Raw genomic sequence first — 19271 nt, 5'->3', positions numbered from 1 at the left:
GGTTCTAGAATGGTTATATATAGCATCGACGCTTTTGCCCACATGAGTCAAGATATCAAACAGCTTCGAGTAAAACTATTCGACGAGTTATCAAAGATTGTAGATCCAGAAATTAACACATCAATTGTAGAACTAGAATTAATTGATGAAGTTGATATCAATGGTAGCGATGTTAAAGTTGATTTGCACTTAACAAGTCCATTCTGTCCAGCAGTGTTTGGTTTTAAAATTTGTCAAGATATACATGACAATCTTTTGAAAGTAGATGGCGTTGATGATGTTAAAGTGAATGTATCAAATCACTTTATGGCAGAGCAAATTAACAATCAAGTTAACAATAGTCCAAATCCAAAAAAACTTGGTTAACTTCTAAAACCAAGCATATATCCTCTAAGAAGTTGAATTCCCATTGCAGGGTCAACACCTTTTGGACACACCTGACTACAAGAGCCTGCGAAATGACATCTCCAAATTCCGTGAGATTCATCAATGATTTTTAGTCTAGAATCTTTTCCTTTGTCTCTACTATCTGCCACATAACGATAGGCTTGAGCAAGTGCTTGTGGACCTACAAATGAAGAATCAGTAGCCATAGTAGGACATGCAGAATTACACAATCCACATTTGATACAATTTGCAAATTGGATGTATTGTTCTAATTCTTCTGGAGATTGCAAGAATTCTTTTGCATCAGATTCTAATTCAGTATCATCCCTATCAAGATAAGGTTTGATTTTATGATGAGTGTCAAATAGTCTTTCAAACTTAACAGCCAAGTCACGAATAATTGGGAAGTTGTTCATTGGTTCTACAGTTACAATATTTGAATCAAGTTCACTAATTTTTGTAAAGCATGCTAGTCTTGGTTTTCCATTAATTATCATTCCACATGAACCACATGTTGCTTGTCTGCATGAATAACGAACTGCAACAGAATGATCAAAGTGTTTCTTTACATCAAGAATTGCTTCAAGTACAGTAGTCCACTTTTCATAGGGAACAGTGAATTCCATGAATTGTCGTTCACTGTCTTTTTCAGGATTGTATCTTGCAATTCTAAGTGTGATTGATTGAGAAGATTGGTCATCTGCAATACTAGAAACTTGTGCCATCTCTATACCATCCCCATGTTAGTCATAATAATTGTTCGTGAACCATATGCAATTAGTGCAAACATTGCTGCAAGACAGCCATAAGAAACTGCTTTTTCATATACACGTCCTTGTTTAAGTTCCAATAAGATCACTCTTAGTCCATTAAATCCATGCACTGAAAGCAAAACTAGGATTAATTCTAACATTATAGCATAAGGAATGAATTTGTAATTTGCAAGAACAGTTTCATATTCTAAAGAGTCAGCAAAATTCATAGTCATACGCATCAATATGTGAACAGCAACTAAGGCAACTGCTGCTAAAGCAGTTCCATAGTGGATTTTCATAATAGTACTTTCTCTCATTTTACTCACCAAACATTACGGCTAATCCGTACATCATAGCAATTGCAGCAAGAATTATTGCAGAATAGATTCCTATCTTGTGTCTGTAATTTTGAGATGCTGGGTCATATGGATAATCAGGTCTTGCAGGTTTTCCAACACCAACTCCACCATGTCCCAACATTACTCTAATTCCATTAACGGTATGAAAAACACACATTGCAATTACAATTGCCAAAACAATGTGTCCTTCAGTGGTTTGAGTTAATTCGAGAAACTCATTCCATCCTACACGTCCGCGTAAAATATTACTAGTTTCATAAATGTGACCGATAAAATATGCTAATAATCCTAAACCACTTAATCTCATTAACCAATAAGCTACTCTTTCAATTCCATAACGACTAGGATTAGCCATTCCCTTGAAACCTTCTTTGTGTTCGTCTTGAGTCATCTAGTATTTCCTCTCCACAGGCTGATACTTAGTGATTGTCACTGGATGCGTCTTCATGATTGGTTCATTTGGATCATAATATGCTAATGTGTGATGCAAAAAGTTTGCATCATCTCTTTTAGTATAATCAGTTCTTGCATGAGCACCACGAGATTCTTTTCTATTAATTGCACCAATTAATACAATTTCAGCTACTCTGAACATAGAATCAAGTTCCATAACATTTGAAAAGTTAGTGTTGTACTCTTTTGCTTTATCATCAACATGTTTCCAAGTTTGTGCTTTTAGTTCACGAATTCTCTTAAGACCTGCAACAAGATCAGTTTCGTTTCTGTAAACATATGCTTTGTCATTCATGACATCAGTTAACTCTTGTCTAATTTCATATGGATTTGCATCACCATTTCCTCTAAAGATGCCATCATAGATTCTCTTTTCTTCTGCTGCAACCAAGTGATGTGGCCATTGATCTGCAGTTGTGTTTTTCATAGCATACTCAGCTGCAAGTTCACCTGTGATTTTACCCCAAACAATGCACTCAGAGGTAGAGTTTGCACCTAGTCTGTTTGAGCCATGAACACTGTTACATGCAGCCTCACCTGCAGCCCAAACTCCTTGGATTTCTGTTGCTCCATCAATATCAGTATGAAGCCCACCCATCATGTAATGGCAAACAGGTCTAATGTCAAGTAATTCTTCAGCAGGATCAATTCCTGAGAATTTGATAGAAATTTCTCTAATTCCACCTAACTTTTCTTTGATTTTTTCATCACCAAGATGTCTCAAATCAAGTTTCATACAATCAACTCCTGTTTCATGTTTGAAACCACGACCTTCTTGAATTTCTGTCATAATAGAACGAGAAACAATATCACGTGGAGCTAATTCCATTTTTCCAGCTGCATAAGTTTTCATGAATCTTTCACCTTTGTTGTTAAGAAGATAACCACCTTCTCCTCTTGCACCTTCAGTGATCAAAATACCAGATGGCAAGATACCAGTAGGATGAAATTGTACAAACTCCATATCTTTTAGTGCCATACCGGCACGCAATCCCATGTCTAAACCATCAGGTGTTGATGATAAAGCATAAGTTGAAAAACTGTACAATCTTCCAGCACCACCAGTTGCAATGATGAGAGCTTTACCTTTGATTGTGTAAAATGTTCCAGAACCTAATTCAATTGCCGTAAGACCCATGAATTTTTTACCATCATGAACAATAGATGTTGCAAACCATTCGTTAAGATATTCTATATTTTCATGTTTTTGACATGTGTCATACAATGTTTGCATTTCAAAGAAACCAACTTTGTCAGATGCATAAGTTGCTCTTGGAAAACTATAACCACCAAAGTTTCGCTGATCAATTCTTCCATCATCTTTTCTAGACCATGGCATGCCCCAATGATCTAACTGATGGATTTCTTGTGGCATCTCAACACAAAGTCTTTCAGCAACATCTTGGTCTGCAAGAAAGTCACTGCCCTTTACAGTATCATAAACATGGGATTCAATGGTATCACCTGCATCTTCTTGAATAACTGCAGCAGTTCCACCTTCTGCAGAAACAGAGTGAGAACGCATTACTTGTAATTTTGATACAATACCAATTTTCAGATTAGGTCCTTTTTTCGCAGCTGCAATTGCTGCCCTAAGACCAGCTAAGCCAGAACCACAAATTATCAAATCAAACTCAATTGAATCGACCATTTTAAGACAAACTTGCTTAGGGCGGGATAAATATGTAGTAATTGCTAGGCGTGATCCAAAATGCTCATATATATCACTAGTGATATCACTAGTGATGATTTCTGAGTGGTTTCAAAGAGTAGGAAGTTCAGTTCCAAGAGGATTTTCAAGATACTTCATTCTAGAATTATTGAAGAAAAAAGAGCAAACTGGAAAAGAGATTATCGATTATGCAGTTGAACAAAGTAATGGAATTTGGAAACCATCACCAGGTCTGATCTATCCATTGTTAGGAAGATTGTTAGATGAAGGATTAATTCAAGAAACTAAAGATGGAAAGTATCAACTAACAGAGAAAGGTGCTGAAACTGCACAAGACGTAGACAAAGTCAATGACATTGTAAAAAAGCAATTAGATGTTCTTTTCAGATTAGGAAATGTTGGAAGATTTGTAGCAATGGACTTGTTGGAAAAAATATCATCAATGGGAGCAATCTTGAGTTCAAATGTTGCAAATATGACTACTGAAGAAACTGAAAAATACAGAAAATTTCTTCAAGAAGAACTAAAAAAGATTGATGCAAAAGATGTTGAAAAGAAAGGCAAAGAGATCAAAATCGACTAAATTTTAGAATTCACAATCTATAGCGATCAATTATTTCAAAGAATTATGATACTGAGGTAGAAGAGAATCAAAAATAGCATATGTCGCCATAATGTAAAATTTTTTGATATTAAGAAATTGTAAAAAACTCATGGGTACAAAAGACAATAGTAAATTAGATAGTTGTTTAAAATCATAAATAATTCAGAAAAAAAGTAAATTTATGAAAAATTTACGTAGTATGCTAAAATCTAACAAGCCTTTGATTATTCCTGGAGTTTATGATGCAATTGGTGCAAAAATTGCAGAGAAGGTTGGATTTGATGCAATGTTTCAAACAGGATATGGTACATCAGCTACTCTCTTTGGAATGCCAGATTATGGATTCATAGGTGCAACAGAAACAGTTGACAATGCAAGGAGAATTTGTAGAGCAGTTAAAGTTCCTGTAATAGTAGATTCAGACACAGGTTATGGAAATGCACTAAGTGTGTGGAAGCTTGTAAAAGAATTAGAATCTGCAGGGGCATCAGGAATTTTTCTAGAAGATCAAAGATGGCCAAAAAGATGCGGACACATGCAAGGAAAAGAAGTTGTGTCACAAGAAGAATATACTGAAAAGCTTGGTGCAGCAATTGATGCAAGAGAAAGTAAAGATTTCATAATTGTTGCAAGAACAGATGCAAGAGCAACAGAAGGACTGGATGCAGCAATAGAAAGAGGATTACAAAATAAAAAAACAGGTGCAGATGCAGTATTTGTTGAAGCACCAAGATCAATTGAAGAGATGAAACAGATTGGAAAGTCAATTAAGGCACCACTAGTTGCAAACATGATTGAAGGAGGAGCAACTCCAATAAGTTCAGCACAAGACTTGCACAAAATGGGATTCAAAATAATTTTGTACCCGTTATCAGTATTGTTTGCAAATACTTTTGCCACAATGAACATACTTCAAGAATTAAAGAAAACAGGAACGACTTCCAAATACAAAAACAAAGTAGTTAATTTTGATCAATTCAATGATCTTGTAGAACTTTCAAAATTCAGGAAGATGGAAAAGAAGTACGGATTTTCAAAAAGAGAATAAAATAAAAAATTACAAGTAAAGTCAGTTATGCCTGATTTCTCTTTACTTCAATTTCTATTGTTGAAACGTTTCTTGTTCTACCGTCTTGTGACTCTAAAGATTCGGAGCCGATTTTGATTTCTCCGATAGAGTATCCTGCATTTTCTGTTTTTCTTGCAATGATTTGAGCTACATCCACAGCACGTCCAATGCTGAGTCCTCTAGCTTTGATGTTGACGGATGGTATGTTTGCCAATTGAATTAATGTTGATGTAACATATGCCATCAATGGCTTTTTACCAATGAATATGGTGTCTCTTGCTTCGGTCGACATGGAAAATTTGGTATTTAAGGATAATTTAAAGCTAAAAGTGTTTTTTCTAGTCTAAACAAATTTTTTTGAAAGATTTGAACTAATATTAACTAGAAAACAGGATTTTATTTAGAATTTGGAAAATATTGTAAAAGTTCTAGAATCTGGAAGTAGTGAAGAAAAAATCAAAATTTTAGAAACACTAGATAAAACAGACAGTCCAGAAATTTTAGAAAAAATCATTTCAAAATTAGATGATGATGATATCAAAGTACGAGGAGAAGCATTTAGCTCACTTGTATTAAATAAAAATAAAATTTCAGATTTTTTAATTCAAAATTTGAATTCAACAAGTAAGAATATCAGAGGTTTTGTCGCACTAGCATTAGCTAACAGAAATGAAACTGATGCGATTCCCAACATAACAAAACTTGCGAAAGATGAACGTTCTATGGTAAGATCATGTGCAATTGGTGCACTAAATCATCTAAAAGCTAAAGTAGCAAAAGAAATTTTTCTAGAATCAGTTTTAGATACAAATGTAGAAGTAAGAAAAAGTGCAGTACATGCAATAATTAATCTAAAATTTTCAATTTCTGAAGAAAGAATCAAAGAAATTTCAAAAGATGCAGATTCTGAATTATTGAAAATGCTTTCAAAATTAAAAAAGTAAAAGTGGACCGGAAGGGATTTGAACCCTTGATCCGATGCATGCCATGCACCTATCCTACCAGACTAGACGACCGGCCCATATTCAGAATTCTGAATCACTAACATTTTTCAAATTGGTTATTAACGTTTAGCGGTCAAACACAAAATCGATGTATGAAATTAACACAATATATTTAACCGTCAATATTATGATTGAATCGTTATGGTAGTAGATAACAAAGCAACAATCACATATGTTCAGTTATTAAAAGAAGATCTCGTAATTATTAGATTAGTTCCAAAAGAAGGTCCAGTTCCAGAGTACAAAGCTGGTCAATTTATCACACTTGGATTACCAAATCCTGTTGAAGGCGGAAAAATTGTAAGAAGGGCATACTCAATTGCATCACATCCAGAAAATAGGGAATATGTTGAACTTGTAATCAGATGGGTAAGAAAACCACTTCCAGGAAGACTAACTACACAATTGTTTAATGCAAAAGAAGGAGATGAGATTCTCTGGTTAAAACCAACAGGACGAGCATTGTTAATCAATGAAGAACTTCCAAATGGAGAAAAAGACAACAGAAGAATCATCTGTATTGGTGGCGGAACTGGTCTTGCACCTTTTGTGAGTTTTGCACAGCATCTACATGATTCAGGAGACAAACGAGAGATTGTGGTATTACATGGTGCCAGTTATGTAGATGAATTAAGCTATAAGGATCTGTTAACTGAATTAGAAAATGAGAGTATTAGAAGAGGAAAAGATGAATGGAATTTTAAATACAGAGCAGCAATAAGTAGACCTCAAGAATGGTTCAATAGATCATGGGCAGGTCAAGTAGGCAGAGTTGAAACATTCCTAAGACCAAGAGATAATGGAATGTCACCATTAGAAGAATTGATTGGAGATAAGATTACTAAAGAAAATACAATATTCTATGTATGTGGTTGGCAAGGTACAATTGATGGTGTCATGGACTTCTTAAAACCAAAAGGCTTTGTTACCGAACATGACAAACGTGAAGACGGAAGTTTTGAAGTCAAGTACGAATCATACGGATAGAATTTTTAAAAAAATCAATCATTGAAATATGAGATTTGTTTAGTGAATCTAATTGATTACTGCACTATATCTTGCACATCTCAATCCTGTTACAAAAGCTCATGTAGAAATTATTGAGGAATTAAAAAAAGATGCAGATGTTGTGAAGGTAATGCCGGTAGTTTTCAAAAATAATGAAAAAGAGATTAACAGTAAGAGTTTTCCATTTAGTTTTGAAGTTAGAAAGAAAATGCTAGAATCAGAATTTGGAGATTCTATTGAGATTACTGAAGATTATGCATTTTTTGCCCCATTCAAAAAATACATTCCTCCATTACTATCCCCAAAGTCATGGAAATTAAGAAAACAAGTGTTAAGAGGAGTAAAGGGAGATTATTTTTCCTATACGGGTGACAAAGCAGAAGGATTAATGTTAAAAATTTACAGACTAAATCCAAAGATAGGGGAGAGAAAATCTCTTTCAGCCTCATCTGTAAAAGAAAAATTGTATGATGCAGTATCTGGAAACAATACATCATGGAAAGATGATGTGACTGAAAATGTTGCAAAAATTATTGAAGAGAATTGGAAAACAGTAGAAGAATTTGCAAATGTTGAAGATACAACTAGAAGAGTTGCAGGAATGAAATTTCCTAAAGAAGGATGGTCAACAGATTAATTTGATTGAATTTTTAGATCTAATTTATCTTCTATAATATGAGTTATAGTTGAAACTTCATATGGTTTATGAATTACAGCATTTGGTTGTAATTTTTCTAGAATGGCTTCACTTTCAGATGAAGTATCAGCTGTTACCATTACTACTTTAGCGGATGGATCAATTTTTCTAATATTTTCTAGGGCATACAATCCATCAAAATCAGGCATCATAATATCTAGAAATACAATATCAGGTCTTTGTGATTCAAAAGAGTCTACAGCTTCTTTGCCATTGACAACTTTAGATAATATAGTGACATTATTTAGTTCAAGGATTTCTGAAAATAATTCTAGGTTTGCCTCATCATCTTCTGCAACAATTGCAGTTATTGCCATGAAATGAAAAGAGAATAGTCTTTTTAAAACATTGTTGGTGAGAGAAAGCGAAGTGAAAATTCCAATAATTTTAGCAGTAATAGTGGTTGGAATTATTTCAGTTGCAGCGGTTTTTTCTTTAGAATCAGGTGAAATGACAAATTCTGATGAAATAACAGTTCAAGACGATACCATTTTGCAGGATTTGCCACTTGAATTTGATGAAACAATCACGATTGGAACAATTCATAGAGATTCAGTAAAAATGACAAAAAGATATCAGCCATTAGCAGATTATGTGGCTGAAAAACTAAGTGATGAGAATACCACATACAAGGGAGTTGTGAGAATTATTGGAACCGAAGAAGGGATGATAAACAGTGTAATCAATAAAGAAATGGACATTTTCTTTGATAGTCCTCTAATTGGAATGAAAGTAGCAGAACAAGCTGACATGAATCCATTGTTGTTGTCATGGAAAGAAGGGTATAGAGAATACCACTCTGTATTCATAGTGCCAATAGAATCAGAGATTACTTTTGATGATCTGAATGGAAAAACCATTGTTTTTGAGGATACAGAATCTACATCTGGGTATTTGTTGCCACTAACGCACCTTCAAAATGCAGGTTATGTGGCAGATGCCTCATCAGAAAACATCACACCTGTATTTAGCTTAGATGATGAAAATACTCCAATATGGCTTCTAGAAGGCAGAGGGGATGTTGGTGCCACATCTAATTTAGATTTTGAAGACATACCAACCAACATTAAAGAAAAAGTAAAAGTGATTGAAAAAACTGGTTCCATACCTAGACAGATGGTTTTTGTTGGAAATCATATTGAAGATCAAGAAAATCTGAAAACAATCTTGTTGGAAATGAATGAAACTCCTGAAGCACTTGAGATTCTTGGAAAAATTTCACGCACATCACAATTTTCTGAAATAGATTTGGAAAAAGATCTAGAACAAGTTAGAAAAATATTGGAATCATTGAGATAAAATGAAGTTAACTCAAAGGATTATACTAATAACAATTTTACCATTAATAATTTCTACATCAGTTTCAGCGGCAATCATTTCAGAAATAGCAAGTGATCAGTATTTTGAACTAACAATATCAAAAGTTCAATCATTAAGTAAATTGACTGAAAGTGAAATGCGAAATCCAATGCATCAATTAGATTTTGATGCATTAAATGAGATAGTAGATAACTTGGAGGGAGATGAAAATATTCAGCAAGTTTTAGTCCTGTTTCCTGATGGACGTTTACTAACGGATGGAACTGATAACGATTACAATTATGGGACAACTTTTGAGGATAAATTTATTCAAAATGCAATAACAAGTAATGAAGAGGCAGTAACGATTGATAATAACATAATTCGTGTATCAAATTCAATAGTTCTTAATGAGAAAATTGGGATTTTGGTAATAGATTATTCAACAAATAGTATTGAAAAAAGTATTCAAGAAACAATTACTGAAATTATTGTAGTAGCAGGAATAATTATCGGAATATCTATTTTTGTTGCAGTATATCTTAGTCGTTCAATTAGCAATCCAATTCTAATAATTAAAGAAAAAATAGATAGTATTTCAAAAGGAGATTTACAAAAACAAGAAATTAAATCAAAAATTCCCGAAATCAATGAGCTTTATGATGAAATTATCAACATGGGAGAAAAAATTGAGAAATATCAAAATGAATTAGTAAAAACAGAGAGACTCACCACTATCGGGGAAATGTCTGCAAGAATTACACATGATTTGAGAAATCCGTTAACTACAATAAAAAATGCAGTAGCAGTTATGAAAATGAAAAATCCTGAAAAAATTAAAGAAAATCAACAATATTTTGACATGATACAAGATGGAGTAACTCGAATGAACCATCAAATTGACGAAGTGCTGGCATTTGTTAAAGCAAAAGAACCTGAAAGGAACTTTGTGGAATTTTCTGAAATATCAAATAATGTATTAAATACAATCTCAATACCAGAAAATATCAAAATATCAATTTCAGAAAGTAATGAAAAAATTTGGTGTGATAAAATTCAATTACAAAATGTTTTGATCAATATGATCTCAAATTCAGTTCAAGCTATTGGAAAAAATCAAGGTGAGATAATAATTGATTATAAAATAGAGGGAGAATTCGACAAAATTACAGTAAAAGACAATGGAACTGGAATACCAGAAAATTTACTGGACGCAGTATTTGAGCCACTTTACACTACAAAACAAGACGGCACAGGTCTAGGGCTAGTTAGTTGTAAAAATGCTGTTGAGGCTCATAATGGCAAAATTTACGCTCAAAATTTAGATGAAGGAGGGGCAATTTTTACAATTTTGCTACCTAAAATTAAAGAGACAAAATAAATTGAAAATAGATTAATACGCATCCAGCAAAAAATTTTCTATGAAACTTCCACTTTCAAAATATGTTTGGTTTGATGGAAAATATGTTCTAACAGAAAAAGCACAAGTTCCAATCACAACACATGCAATACATTATGGAACATCTATCTTTGAGGGAATTAGAGCATATTGGAATGGAAAAAATCTTCATGTGTTTAGATTAGATGAACATGTAAAACGATTTAGAAGATCAGGACAGTTTTACAATATTTCATTAAACTTTTCAGACAAAGAAATTACAGAAGCAATAATTGGAATATGCAAAAAAAATAAAATCAAAAAATCATGTTATATTAGACCATTTTATTTTGTAGGAGATTACGGAATAAATCTTCACGTTACTGAAAAAGCTCCAACAAATGTTGCAATGTTTACGTTTCCTTTTGGGGATTTATTTAACAAGAATGGTATCTCTGCAGGAATTGTCTCATGGAGAAAATTCTCAGACATGTCAACTCCGCCTCAAGCAAAGATGGGTGGAAATTATCTAAATTCAATCATTGCAACACAAGAAGCAAAAAGAAACGGAGTAGATGAAGCAATATTACTTGATCATAACGGAAATGTAAGTGAAGCACCTGGTGAGAATATCTTTATTGTTAGAGAGGGTCAGATGGCAACACCATCATTAGCATCAGCTGCACTAGAAGGAATTACTCGCGATGCAGTTATTAAAATTGCAAGAGATCTGGATATTGAAATAGTTGAAAGAGACATTACACGTAGTGAGCTTGCAATGTCTGATGAGGTATTTTTAACAGGAACTGCAGCTGAGATCACACCCATAATTTCACTTGATGGAAAGAAAGTCAGTAATGGCAAACCTGGAGACATTACAAAGAAGATGATGGAAGAATATACAGACATTGTAATGAACAAAAATGACGACTATTCTCATTGGTTAACTGCGGTGTATTAGATGAAAATTGTTCAGATTGGTACCGGAGGATGGGGCAAGAATCATGCTAGAATATTATCAGAATTAGGAGTGCTAAGTGCGATTTGTGATGCAGACACACAACGCAGTAAAGAATTTGGAGAAAAATATTCTGTCAATCACTATGAATCTCTTGAAAATATGATTTCATCTGAAGAATTTGATGGTGCATTTGTCATTACACCAACATCCACACATGCAGAAATTGCAAAAAAATTACTTGAGGCAAAAAAACATGTCTTTGTTGAAAAGCCTCTCACATACAAAACTGAAGAAGGTGAAGAACTTGCAAGACTTGCAGATAAAAACAGAGTAATTCTAACCTGCGGATATATTGAGAGATTTAATCCTGCAGTAGGAATTGTAAAAAATCTTGTTAAAGAAAAAAAATATGGGGATTTGATTATGCTTGAATTTCATAGAGAAAACAGAATGCCACTTCACATTAAAGATGTAGGAATAATCTATGATACTTCAGTACACGATATTGATACTGCAAATTGGTTGTTTGATGAAATGCCAAACGTTGTATTTGCAAGATCAGGACAAATCAAACATGAACATGAAGATTTTGCAACAATCATGCTAGGATACAAAGATAACAAAGTTGCAATTATTACATCAAATTGGATTACTCCAAAAAGAATTAGAAAATTTCATGCAATTTGTAATGATGCAAGAATTTCATCAGATTTTATCACACAAGAAATCAAAGTAGAAAAACAAGAAGAAATAGAAAATATAGAAAATGAAAAACAAGAACCCTTACTATTAGAAATTCAAAGTTTTCTTAATGCTGTTGAAGGCAAAGATGAACATATTGTAAAAGCACAACAAGCAGTAAATGTTTCAAAGATTGCTGAAGCTGCACTTTTATCTAGTCAGAAAGGAGTTCCAATATACTTAGATCTAAAATGAACAAAACTATGACGGACATACTAGCATGTCCAATTGACAAGAATCACCCTTTAGAATTGTTTGAGATAAATGAAAAAAGTGACATTGTTTCAGAAGGGGTTTTGTTTTGTCCAAAATGCACTAGATTTTATCCTATAATTGAAGAAATTCCAATTATGCTTCCTGATGAATTACGTGATAAAAAACAAGAAATGGAATTTTTAGAAAATTTCAAAGATAAATTACCTGAAAAAATTATTACAAAGGCAAAACCATGGCACTTATAGAAAATGGTTACAAATTTTATTTCAGATAAAGCAAAAATTGGACAAAACGTATCAATTTGGCATTTCAGTTATGTTGGAGACAATGTGGAGATTGGAGACAATGTCAAAATCGGATCTCTGGTTCACATAGATTACGATGTAAAGATTGGAGACAATACAAAGATTGAAGGTTCAGCTTACATTCCACCACTCTCAAGAATTGGTAAAAATGCATTCATTGGACCAGCTGCTGTTTTAACAAATGATCCTTATCCAATGTGTGATAAAATGATTGGAGTTACAATAGAAGATGGTGCAATAATTGGAGCACGTGCAGTGTTAAAAGCTGGAGTGACTGTTGGAAAAAACAGTGTTGTTGCAATGGGATCAGTTGTAACCAGAGATGTTCCTGAGAATGTTGTTGTAATGGGTTCACCAGCTACAATTAGAAAAACTAGAGAAGAGTACGATAAAAAACAAAAAGAATGGTTAGAAAGTTAAGATTTTATCTCTTTTCTGAAAATCCAATTCTTCATCTTAGTTAGAATCAAAATCCATGCAATAATCAAAATCATCGCAATTCCAACTTTTATTCCCGATGCAATCATCCAATTGAATTCTCCAAATTGTTGAATTGTGAAGGGACCTAAAACAACTACCATAATTCCACCACCAATTAGAATTAAAATCCACATTGCAAACAAAAATCCATAAATTCCAGCCTTCAAAGAGAAACCCCCATCATGAATGCGGTGATTACAGCCAAAATTCCTGAAAATACAGCCAGTTTAAAGATTGCAAATCCCACTTGCTTTTCAGACATAGGTCCTCCTGCAAGAATTAATCTCACCAAAGTAACAGGGGCTGTTTTATCATCAGTTGCTTTTAATTTGAAACCTTCAGTATGTTCTACAGGTTTTCCTTTGACTTGCCTGTGTTCTACTATTTTCTTTACGCTTGAGAGGAACAAAAATGAGTTAATTACTGCAGGAAGTAATGCAACTGCTGCAATAATTTCTACACCTCCCACAATTGCTATAGAGCCATACATTGCACCCAAAGTTAAAGCCCCAGAGTCACCTGGGAAAATTTTACTTGGTATCTTATGATATTTGTAAAATGCTAATGAAACAAATCCCAGAGGTAAACTAACAATTGCAATTTCATAGTTTTGTATTATGAATAAACAAATAGACAACGAAAAACTTGCTATCACCATAAATCCACTTGCAACTCCATTTAAAACATCAATAGAGTTGATTGTGTTTCCAGTAATTGGAATCATTAGAATAATCAATCCAATATAGAGAACAGGAATTTGTACATCTCCAAATAATGGAAATGCCAAATCAGTTTCATATGCACCAAATACAATTATTGGAATTGCAGCGATAGCAAGCGCTACAGGTTTAAACCACCCTCCCATAACTTTTCTATCATCAACATATCCTATTGCAAATGCAGCACTAGTTGTAATGACAATTGCAATAATTTCATTTAGTTGTAAAAATGCATACAAAACAATTTCTGAAACTATTATTCCCAAAATTATTGATGGTCCACCAGGTCTTACAACCATAACGTTTTCCTTTTTGTTCATATCTTTTACTGCCATGTTTCTTTTTTCTAAAAATCTGATTAGTGGAGGCGTAGTAACAAAAACAACAAAAAATGCAATAATACATGAAACAATTGCTGGAATAACTAAATTAATCAATATCTAACCCTTCGTAACTCTGTCTTGATGTTATCCGCAATGGTTGAACCAATTTTATCTATTTCTGCCAATTTATTCACAGGAATTTTTGCCAGATCATCAAGATTTTTGATTCCATGTTTGAATAGAATTCTTGCTCGCACTCTACCTATTCCTTTGACCCTAACTAGATCAAGTAATTCTTCTCTAATGCCATAAGATATTCGTCTGCGTAAATCGCCTAATTCTTCAAGCAAATCTGCCCGTTCAACATGTTTTGCAATCTCTCTTAGGCAGTAACAAAGCCAATTCCCAGTTTCAGTCATTCTATGCATATCACCAGACTCAATTCCAAGGCTATCAGAGAGGTTTAATTCTGTAGATTCAGTAATCCATGACTGAAGGGCCAAAAGACTTCTAGAGCAATCATACTCTGAAATTGGTTCTAAGAGTTCTGACGAATTGTTTTCTATCATAAGACTTGCTGTTTCATAGTCTTTTTGCCTTAGAGAGAATTTTGGGAAAAATTCTTCACAATTTGAAATTAAATGCAGGAATCCAAATGTGTGTTTTCTTTCTTCAGACACATTTTCAAGTGCATCCCTAAAGTAAGTAGCTGTAAGTGGATCAATGTATAGCATTGAAGTTTTTTTACCAAATTCAGTTGCAGCATATCTTTCACCTTTTTTGACAATCAAATACTGACTAGAAAGAAAGCGTAAGGAAATATCAATTGCAAATTTTACAGTTGCTTTACGAGATTGCATACCACCAAGCGTTTGCAAAAAGAATTCTAGAATATCTTCTTTTTTAATTCCAGGATTTGTTACAATAACACTAAGCAAGTGTGTTCTTAATGATTTGTCATCAGTAATTTTAGATTCAATGGGTTCAGGTTCCCCATGAATGTAATAGTCAATTAAATCATCAGTATTTCCATTACCAACAATAATTGATTCTCCATGATTATCATATTGTGGTCGTCCTGCTCTTCCACAAAGCTGTTTGTATTCTAGAATACTAATTGGTCTATTTGCACCAACCTTTGCATTGTATCTATTTACATTAGAAATTACAACTCTTCTTGCAGGTAAATTAACTCCTGCAGCTAAAGTTGGAGTAGATGATAGCAATTTGATAGTCCCATTTCTAAATTCTGTTTCTATTATTTCTCGACAGTTTTGATTTAATCCGGCATGATGAAATGCAACTCCTTTTTTTACCAGAAGAGCCAATGTTTTTACCAATTCTGTATGTTCATTTTCAGATAGGATTTTTTTTGAAGTTTTTTCTAATTGAGATATTTCTTTTTTCTCCAAGATTTGAGATATTGCATCTGCAGCTTTTGTTGCAAGAGATTTTGAGCGGGTTCTGGTTTCAGCAAAAACTAGTGATTGTCCGCCATCTTTGACCGATTGCACGCCTAAATCAATAGGAGTTCCACGTATACTACGCTCAACTTCAAATACAGTGCCATCAGCCATAGTTACTTCACCTGCATCACATACTCCTTCTGAAAGTGGTACAGGTCTCCAAGAATTTTCTACTAAAACACATTCAAGCCAATCTGCAATTTCATCAGAATTTGTAATGGTTGCACTAAGACCAACGATTTGAGGTTTTGTTTCCAAGAGCTTGAGTTGAGTTAAGATCATCTCCAATGTTGGACCTCTACTTTCATCACCAATTAGATGAACTTCATCTGCAATTACTAAACCAATTTCATCAATCCATTCAGCGCCATGTCGTATTATAGAATCCATTTTTTCATTAGTCAAAATCAAAATGCTATTTTTTTCTAGATTTTTTTCAATATTTTCAAAATCACCAGTAGATATTCCAACTTTGGTTTTATTTCCCAATCCAACTTTTTCTAATTTTTTAAATTCTGAGAATTTTTCAGCAGCCAAAGCTCTCAAAGGACTGAGATAGATCACTTTGCCTTTATTTTTTGAAATGTAACTCATCATTGCAAGCATTGCAATCAAAGTTTTTCCACTTGCAGTTGGAGCAGATACCAGTATATTTTTTCCGTCAAGTAATCCAGATTTTACGCTATCAGCTTGTGGTGGATATAATTTTTCAAATCCTTGTGATTTTAAAAATTCAATTGCAGATTCTGGAAGTTCTAGTTTTTCTATTTTCATACTCGGTTATAATGACCGGGTTTTGATTCATAAATAGATGCTTCTCTGAGCATTCTTCTAATGTAATTTCTTGCTTCTTCCTCAGTGAATTTTTCACTCTTTTCAAGTTCTTTAACAAATGCTTTTTCTTCAACAGGAATCTTGTTGTCACCTTCTAATCCTTTGAGAATATCCATGAATAACTGCATTTTAGAGACTTCGCTTCTAGGTTTTCCTTGTAGAACACCAAGATCGACTTTTCCAGTATTAACATCAACACCAGCATCTTGAAGCATGCTTTGAATCAGGAATATTGCACGCTCAGCGTCCTCTTCTTCTACCTTATCTTTCATGAGTAGTCTTGCTCGAGCAGTTGAAAGTCTGATAATACCCTCAAGTTGTCTAGGAGTAACTGTAATCATTTCCTCAGATTCAACGTTTCTCATTTCTAGATAATAATCAAGAATTTTTTGTTCTGCCTCTTTTGTTAGATCTGGAGTACCTCGTTTAGCATATGAGAGATATTTTGTAAGTAAATCAACATCAACTACAGATTTTTTATCAGTTCCTTGAGGAGTGTGTAATTCTATAATGTGTCTTGCAATTTGTTCATCACGTTCTTTGGTTGGAATGTCCCTAACTACAAAGATCAAATCAAATCTTGTCAAAAGAGGAATTGGTAAATTGACATTTTCAGTGATGTTTTTGAATGGATCATATTTTCCATACATAGGGTTTGCTGCAGCTAAAATAGATGTTCTTGCGTTTAATGTTGCAACGATACCACCTTTTGCAATACTTGCAGACTGTTGTTCCATGACTTCGTGCAATGCACTTCTATCCTCAGGTTTCATCTTATCGAATTCATCTATACTTACAAGACCTTGATCACCAAGTACAACTGCACCAGCTTCTAGCATCATAATTCCTGTTTTGTCTCTTACAACTGCAGCAGTGAGTCCTGCTGCAGTTGAACCTCTACCAGAAGTATACAAACCACGTGGAGCTATTCTAGAACAAAATTTTAGCATCTCACTTTTTGCAGTACCAGGGTCACCAACAAGAAATACGTTAATGTCTCCTCTAATTTTACTGCCATCACCTAATGGTCTTTGATTAGAACCTACAATTAGTAACAAAATGGCTTCTTTGATTAATGATTGTCCTTGGATGTGTGGAGCAAATGAATCAATTAATCTTTGATAAACATCAGGACTAGCAGCTAATGCTTTAATCATTTTTTCTTCTTCAGGAGAAATTTCTTCTCTTTCAATTTTTCTTGAAGTTTTTGAACCACGTCCACCCAAAAATTCAATGTTATTTCCTTCAATTCTCAGTCTATACAGTCCACTATGACCACGAGTGACACCGGTAACAGACTCTTGTTCTACTCTAACTACCCCTGTAAGGACAATTCTGTCTCCAGGCCTAGCATTATCTACTAAATCCTGTCTAACAGTCACATCAATATAGTGAGGGAGTTGTCCAGGAGGCAGATCTTCAGGAAGTTCTTGTAATCTCATTATCTGAAAATCAATGAATTTACTTGCTTCAGGTTTTAAATCAAAATCTCTTTGTTTACAATTTGGATTATCACAAACAACTGGAACCTTTACATCCATTCCTTTAATCTGAATCACTTTAGTCTGATGTTCATCAGGACAAACAAAGATCAACTCTTTTGCAAGAGGTTTTACTTCAGAAGCTCTAACTACCATTCCGGAAACACTTGTAATGGTTCCAATAGTTTCAGCATTAATTTGTCTAAGACTTCGTTCAGAAGGATAATTGACTAACCTAACACGAACTTCATCTTTAATTTTTTCAGCATAATCAGGGAATCTTGTTTGTAACGCTTCTTTTATTGCTCTTGAGAATGCATCAAATATTCTATCAGGATTTTCTGAGAATATAGATATGATTTCAGGTTCAACAATAAGATCATTGTAATCAACGATAATGTATTTTGAATTCTTTGGCATCATCTCATCAATTTCTTGTACATACTTGTATTCACCATTAGCATCTTTGAATCTAGTCAAGAACTCTTTTACTTTGTCAGATAACGCTGAATCAGTAAACGTACTAGTTTGAGCACTACTCATCTTGTTCACCTTTTATTTGATTTTCAAATTCTATACTATTTTCATAGATGGTTTTGTAAAAAACAACTTCTTCAACAGTTAGTTTGTTGTACAAATCTGAATTTAGTTTTATAGAGTCAGCTAACTTTACTAACTTTCCTCTCCTCATTCTAAATAATTCCAACATCATACTTTCGACTTTATCAAAATCATCTCTGTTCAATTCTTTCATAGATTCCTTTAGTTTAATGTAAAAGTGAGAATCAAGTGTAGATATTTGATATTCTCCAACCATTTTTTCTTTTGATAATGCTTGTTTGAGTTCAGTAATCATATCAGGAGAGTCAAGAACTCCCAAATTATTGTCTGCTAAGATTTTGCCTACCCACTGAGGCATGTTGTTTACCTCACCTTGTTTTCCTTCAGCCTTGAGACCAGCCACATTGAATTTGTAGTCTTGGTTAACTGTAACTTTAGCATCCTTTAGGCGGTATCCAATCGAATGTACTTTTTCTACTTTATCTATTTCCATTAGAGA

General features: G+C 33.7%; 23 protein-coding genes and 1 tRNA gene. 12 read left to right on the top strand and 12 right to left on the bottom strand.

The window, feature by feature from the left end; translation table 11 throughout:
* Positions 1–42: 42 nt before the first annotated feature.
* Positions 43–366, top strand: a complete 324-nt coding sequence (locus tag NMAR_RS01385; RefSeq protein WP_148680016.1) for a metal-sulfur cluster assembly factor — start codon at positions 43–45, stop codon at positions 364–366.
* Here NMAR_RS01385 and NMAR_RS01380 read toward each other — a convergent pair.
* From NMAR_RS01380 to NMAR_RS01365, 4 genes are read right to left on the bottom strand one after another with little or no spacing between them, the layout of a single operon-like run.
* Positions 363–1112, bottom strand: a complete 750-nt coding sequence (locus NMAR_RS01380) for a succinate dehydrogenase/fumarate reductase iron-sulfur subunit (protein ID WP_012214644.1) — start codon at positions 1110–1112, stop codon at positions 363–365. The genes NMAR_RS01385 and NMAR_RS01380 overlap by 4 nt on opposite strands.
* 2 nt (positions 1113–1114) lie before the next feature.
* Positions 1115–1459, bottom strand: a complete 345-nt coding sequence (locus tag NMAR_RS01375) for a succinate dehydrogenase/fumarate reductase transmembrane subunit (RefSeq protein ID WP_012214643.1) — start codon at positions 1457–1459, stop codon at positions 1115–1117.
* 1 nt (position 1460) lies between these two features.
* Positions 1461–1892 (bottom strand): succinate dehydrogenase/fumarate reductase transmembrane subunit, encoded by a 432-nt coding sequence (locus tag NMAR_RS01370; protein ID WP_012214642.1) that lies wholly within the window; start codon positions 1890–1892, stop codon positions 1461–1463.
* Entirely contained in the window at positions 1893–3605 is a 1713-nt protein-coding gene (locus tag NMAR_RS01365; RefSeq protein ID WP_012214641.1) for a succinate dehydrogenase/fumarate reductase flavoprotein subunit, read from the bottom strand.
* 94 nt (positions 3606–3699) lie between these two features.
* Here NMAR_RS01365 and NMAR_RS01360 point away from each other — a divergent pair, with 94 nt between their 5' ends.
* Complete coding sequence (locus NMAR_RS01360; RefSeq protein WP_012214640.1) at positions 3700–4209, top strand: PadR family transcriptional regulator; 510 nt, start codon at positions 3700–3702, stop codon at positions 4207–4209.
* Positions 4210–4429: 220 nt separating this feature from the next.
* Entirely contained in the window at positions 4430–5278 is an 849-nt protein-coding gene (locus tag NMAR_RS01355) for an isocitrate lyase/phosphoenolpyruvate mutase family protein (protein WP_148680276.1), read from the top strand.
* Positions 5279–5303: 25 nt separating this feature from the next.
* Here the strand turns inward: NMAR_RS01355 and NMAR_RS01350 are convergent, their stop codons facing one another.
* A complete protein-coding gene (locus NMAR_RS01350; RefSeq protein ID WP_012214638.1) occupies positions 5304–5591 on the bottom strand; it encodes an AlbA family DNA/RNA-binding protein in 288 nt (95 codons plus the stop codon).
* A gap of 115 nt (positions 5592–5706) precedes the next feature.
* Between NMAR_RS01350 and NMAR_RS10055 the strand changes: the two genes are divergently transcribed.
* Positions 5707–6243 (top strand): HEAT repeat domain-containing protein, encoded by a 537-nt coding sequence (locus tag NMAR_RS10055; RefSeq protein WP_012214637.1) that lies wholly within the window; start codon positions 5707–5709, stop codon positions 6241–6243.
* A 3-nt stretch (positions 6244–6246) separates the two neighbouring features.
* On the opposite strand, the gene NMAR_RS01340 is transcribed toward NMAR_RS10055, so the two are convergent.
* A tRNA-Ala gene (locus NMAR_RS01340) sits at positions 6247–6320 on the bottom strand.
* Positions 6321–6444: 124 nt separating this feature from the next.
* Here NMAR_RS01340 and NMAR_RS01335 point away from each other — a divergent pair.
* Positions 6445–7290 carry a ferredoxin--NADP reductase gene (locus tag NMAR_RS01335; protein ID WP_012214636.1) on the top strand — a complete coding sequence of 282 codons (846 nt, stop codon included), beginning with the start codon at positions 6445–6447 and terminating at the stop codon, positions 7288–7290.
* Between the two features lie 52 nt (positions 7291–7342).
* On the top strand, positions 7343–7948 hold the full coding sequence (locus tag NMAR_RS01330) for a hypothetical protein (protein WP_012214635.1): 606 nt from the start codon (positions 7343–7345) through the stop codon (positions 7946–7948).
* Here NMAR_RS01330 and NMAR_RS01325 read toward each other — a convergent pair.
* Positions 7945–8325: a response regulator gene (locus NMAR_RS01325; RefSeq protein ID WP_012214634.1), complete on the bottom strand. Its 381-nt coding sequence runs from the start codon at positions 8323–8325 to the stop codon at positions 7945–7947. The two genes, NMAR_RS01330 and NMAR_RS01325, sit on opposite strands and share 4 nt — an antisense overlap.
* A gap of 52 nt (positions 8326–8377) precedes the next feature.
* Between NMAR_RS01325 and NMAR_RS01320 the strand changes: the two genes are divergently transcribed.
* From NMAR_RS01320 to NMAR_RS01295, 6 genes are read left to right on the top strand one after another with little or no spacing between them, the layout of a single operon-like run.
* Entirely contained in the window at positions 8378–9307 is a 930-nt protein-coding gene (locus NMAR_RS01320) for a phosphate/phosphite/phosphonate ABC transporter substrate-binding protein (protein WP_012214633.1), read from the top strand.
* Between the two features lies 1 nt (position 9308).
* A complete protein-coding gene (locus tag NMAR_RS01315) occupies positions 9309–10688 on the top strand; it encodes a sensor histidine kinase (protein ID WP_012214632.1) in 1380 nt (459 codons plus the stop codon).
* Positions 10689–10728: 40 nt separating this feature from the next.
* Positions 10729–11646, top strand: coding sequence for a branched-chain amino acid transaminase (locus NMAR_RS01310; protein WP_012214631.1), 918 nt, complete (start codon positions 10729–10731; stop codon positions 11644–11646).
* Positions 11647–12582: a Gfo/Idh/MocA family protein gene (locus NMAR_RS01305; RefSeq protein WP_012214630.1), complete on the top strand. Its 936-nt coding sequence runs from the start codon at positions 11647–11649 to the stop codon at positions 12580–12582.
* A complete protein-coding gene (locus NMAR_RS01300; RefSeq protein WP_012214629.1) occupies positions 12579–12848 on the top strand; it encodes a Trm112 family protein in 270 nt (89 codons plus the stop codon). Before NMAR_RS01305 ends, NMAR_RS01300 begins: the two co-directional genes overlap by 4 nt.
* A gap of 3 nt (positions 12849–12851) precedes the next feature.
* A complete protein-coding gene (locus NMAR_RS01295; protein WP_012214628.1) occupies positions 12852–13328 on the top strand; it encodes an acyltransferase in 477 nt (158 codons plus the stop codon).
* Here the strand turns inward: NMAR_RS01295 and NMAR_RS01290 are convergent.
* The 5 genes from NMAR_RS01290 to gins23 are packed head-to-tail and all read right to left on the bottom strand — an operon-like array spanning position 13325 to position 19265.
* The gene (locus NMAR_RS01290) at positions 13325–13555 is read right to left on the bottom strand and encodes a hypothetical protein (RefSeq protein WP_148680015.1); all 231 of its coding nucleotides are present in this window, start codon (positions 13553–13555) and stop codon (positions 13325–13327) included. The genes NMAR_RS01295 and NMAR_RS01290 overlap by 4 nt on opposite strands.
* Positions 13552–14544: an MraY family glycosyltransferase gene (locus tag NMAR_RS01285; RefSeq protein WP_012214627.1), complete on the bottom strand. Its 993-nt coding sequence runs from the start codon at positions 14542–14544 to the stop codon at positions 13552–13554. The genes NMAR_RS01290 and NMAR_RS01285 overlap by 4 nt, the downstream gene beginning before the upstream one ends.
* Positions 14541–16670 (bottom strand): DEAD/DEAH box helicase, encoded by a 2130-nt coding sequence (locus tag NMAR_RS01280; protein WP_012214626.1) that lies wholly within the window; start codon positions 16668–16670, stop codon positions 14541–14543. Before NMAR_RS01280 ends, NMAR_RS01285 begins: the two co-directional genes overlap by 4 nt.
* A complete protein-coding gene (locus tag NMAR_RS01275; RefSeq protein WP_012214625.1) occupies positions 16667–18754 on the bottom strand; it encodes a minichromosome maintenance protein MCM in 2088 nt (695 codons plus the stop codon). Before NMAR_RS01275 ends, NMAR_RS01280 begins: the two co-directional genes overlap by 4 nt.
* Positions 18747–19265 (bottom strand): DNA replication protein Gins23, encoded by a 519-nt coding sequence (gene gins23 / locus NMAR_RS01270; RefSeq protein WP_012214624.1) that lies wholly within the window; start codon positions 19263–19265, stop codon positions 18747–18749. The genes NMAR_RS01275 and gins23 overlap by 8 nt, the downstream gene beginning before the upstream one ends.
* Between the last annotated feature and the right edge of the window lie 6 nt (positions 19266–19271).

This window comes from Nitrosopumilus maritimus SCM1, from assembly GCF_000018465.1.
In the GTDB taxonomy this organism is placed as follows: Archaea; Thermoproteota; Nitrososphaeria; order Nitrososphaerales; family Nitrosopumilaceae; genus Nitrosopumilus; species Nitrosopumilus maritimus.
Note: the sequence above shows the minus strand (reverse complement) of the source record. Positions and strands in the feature narration are given on the sequence as shown.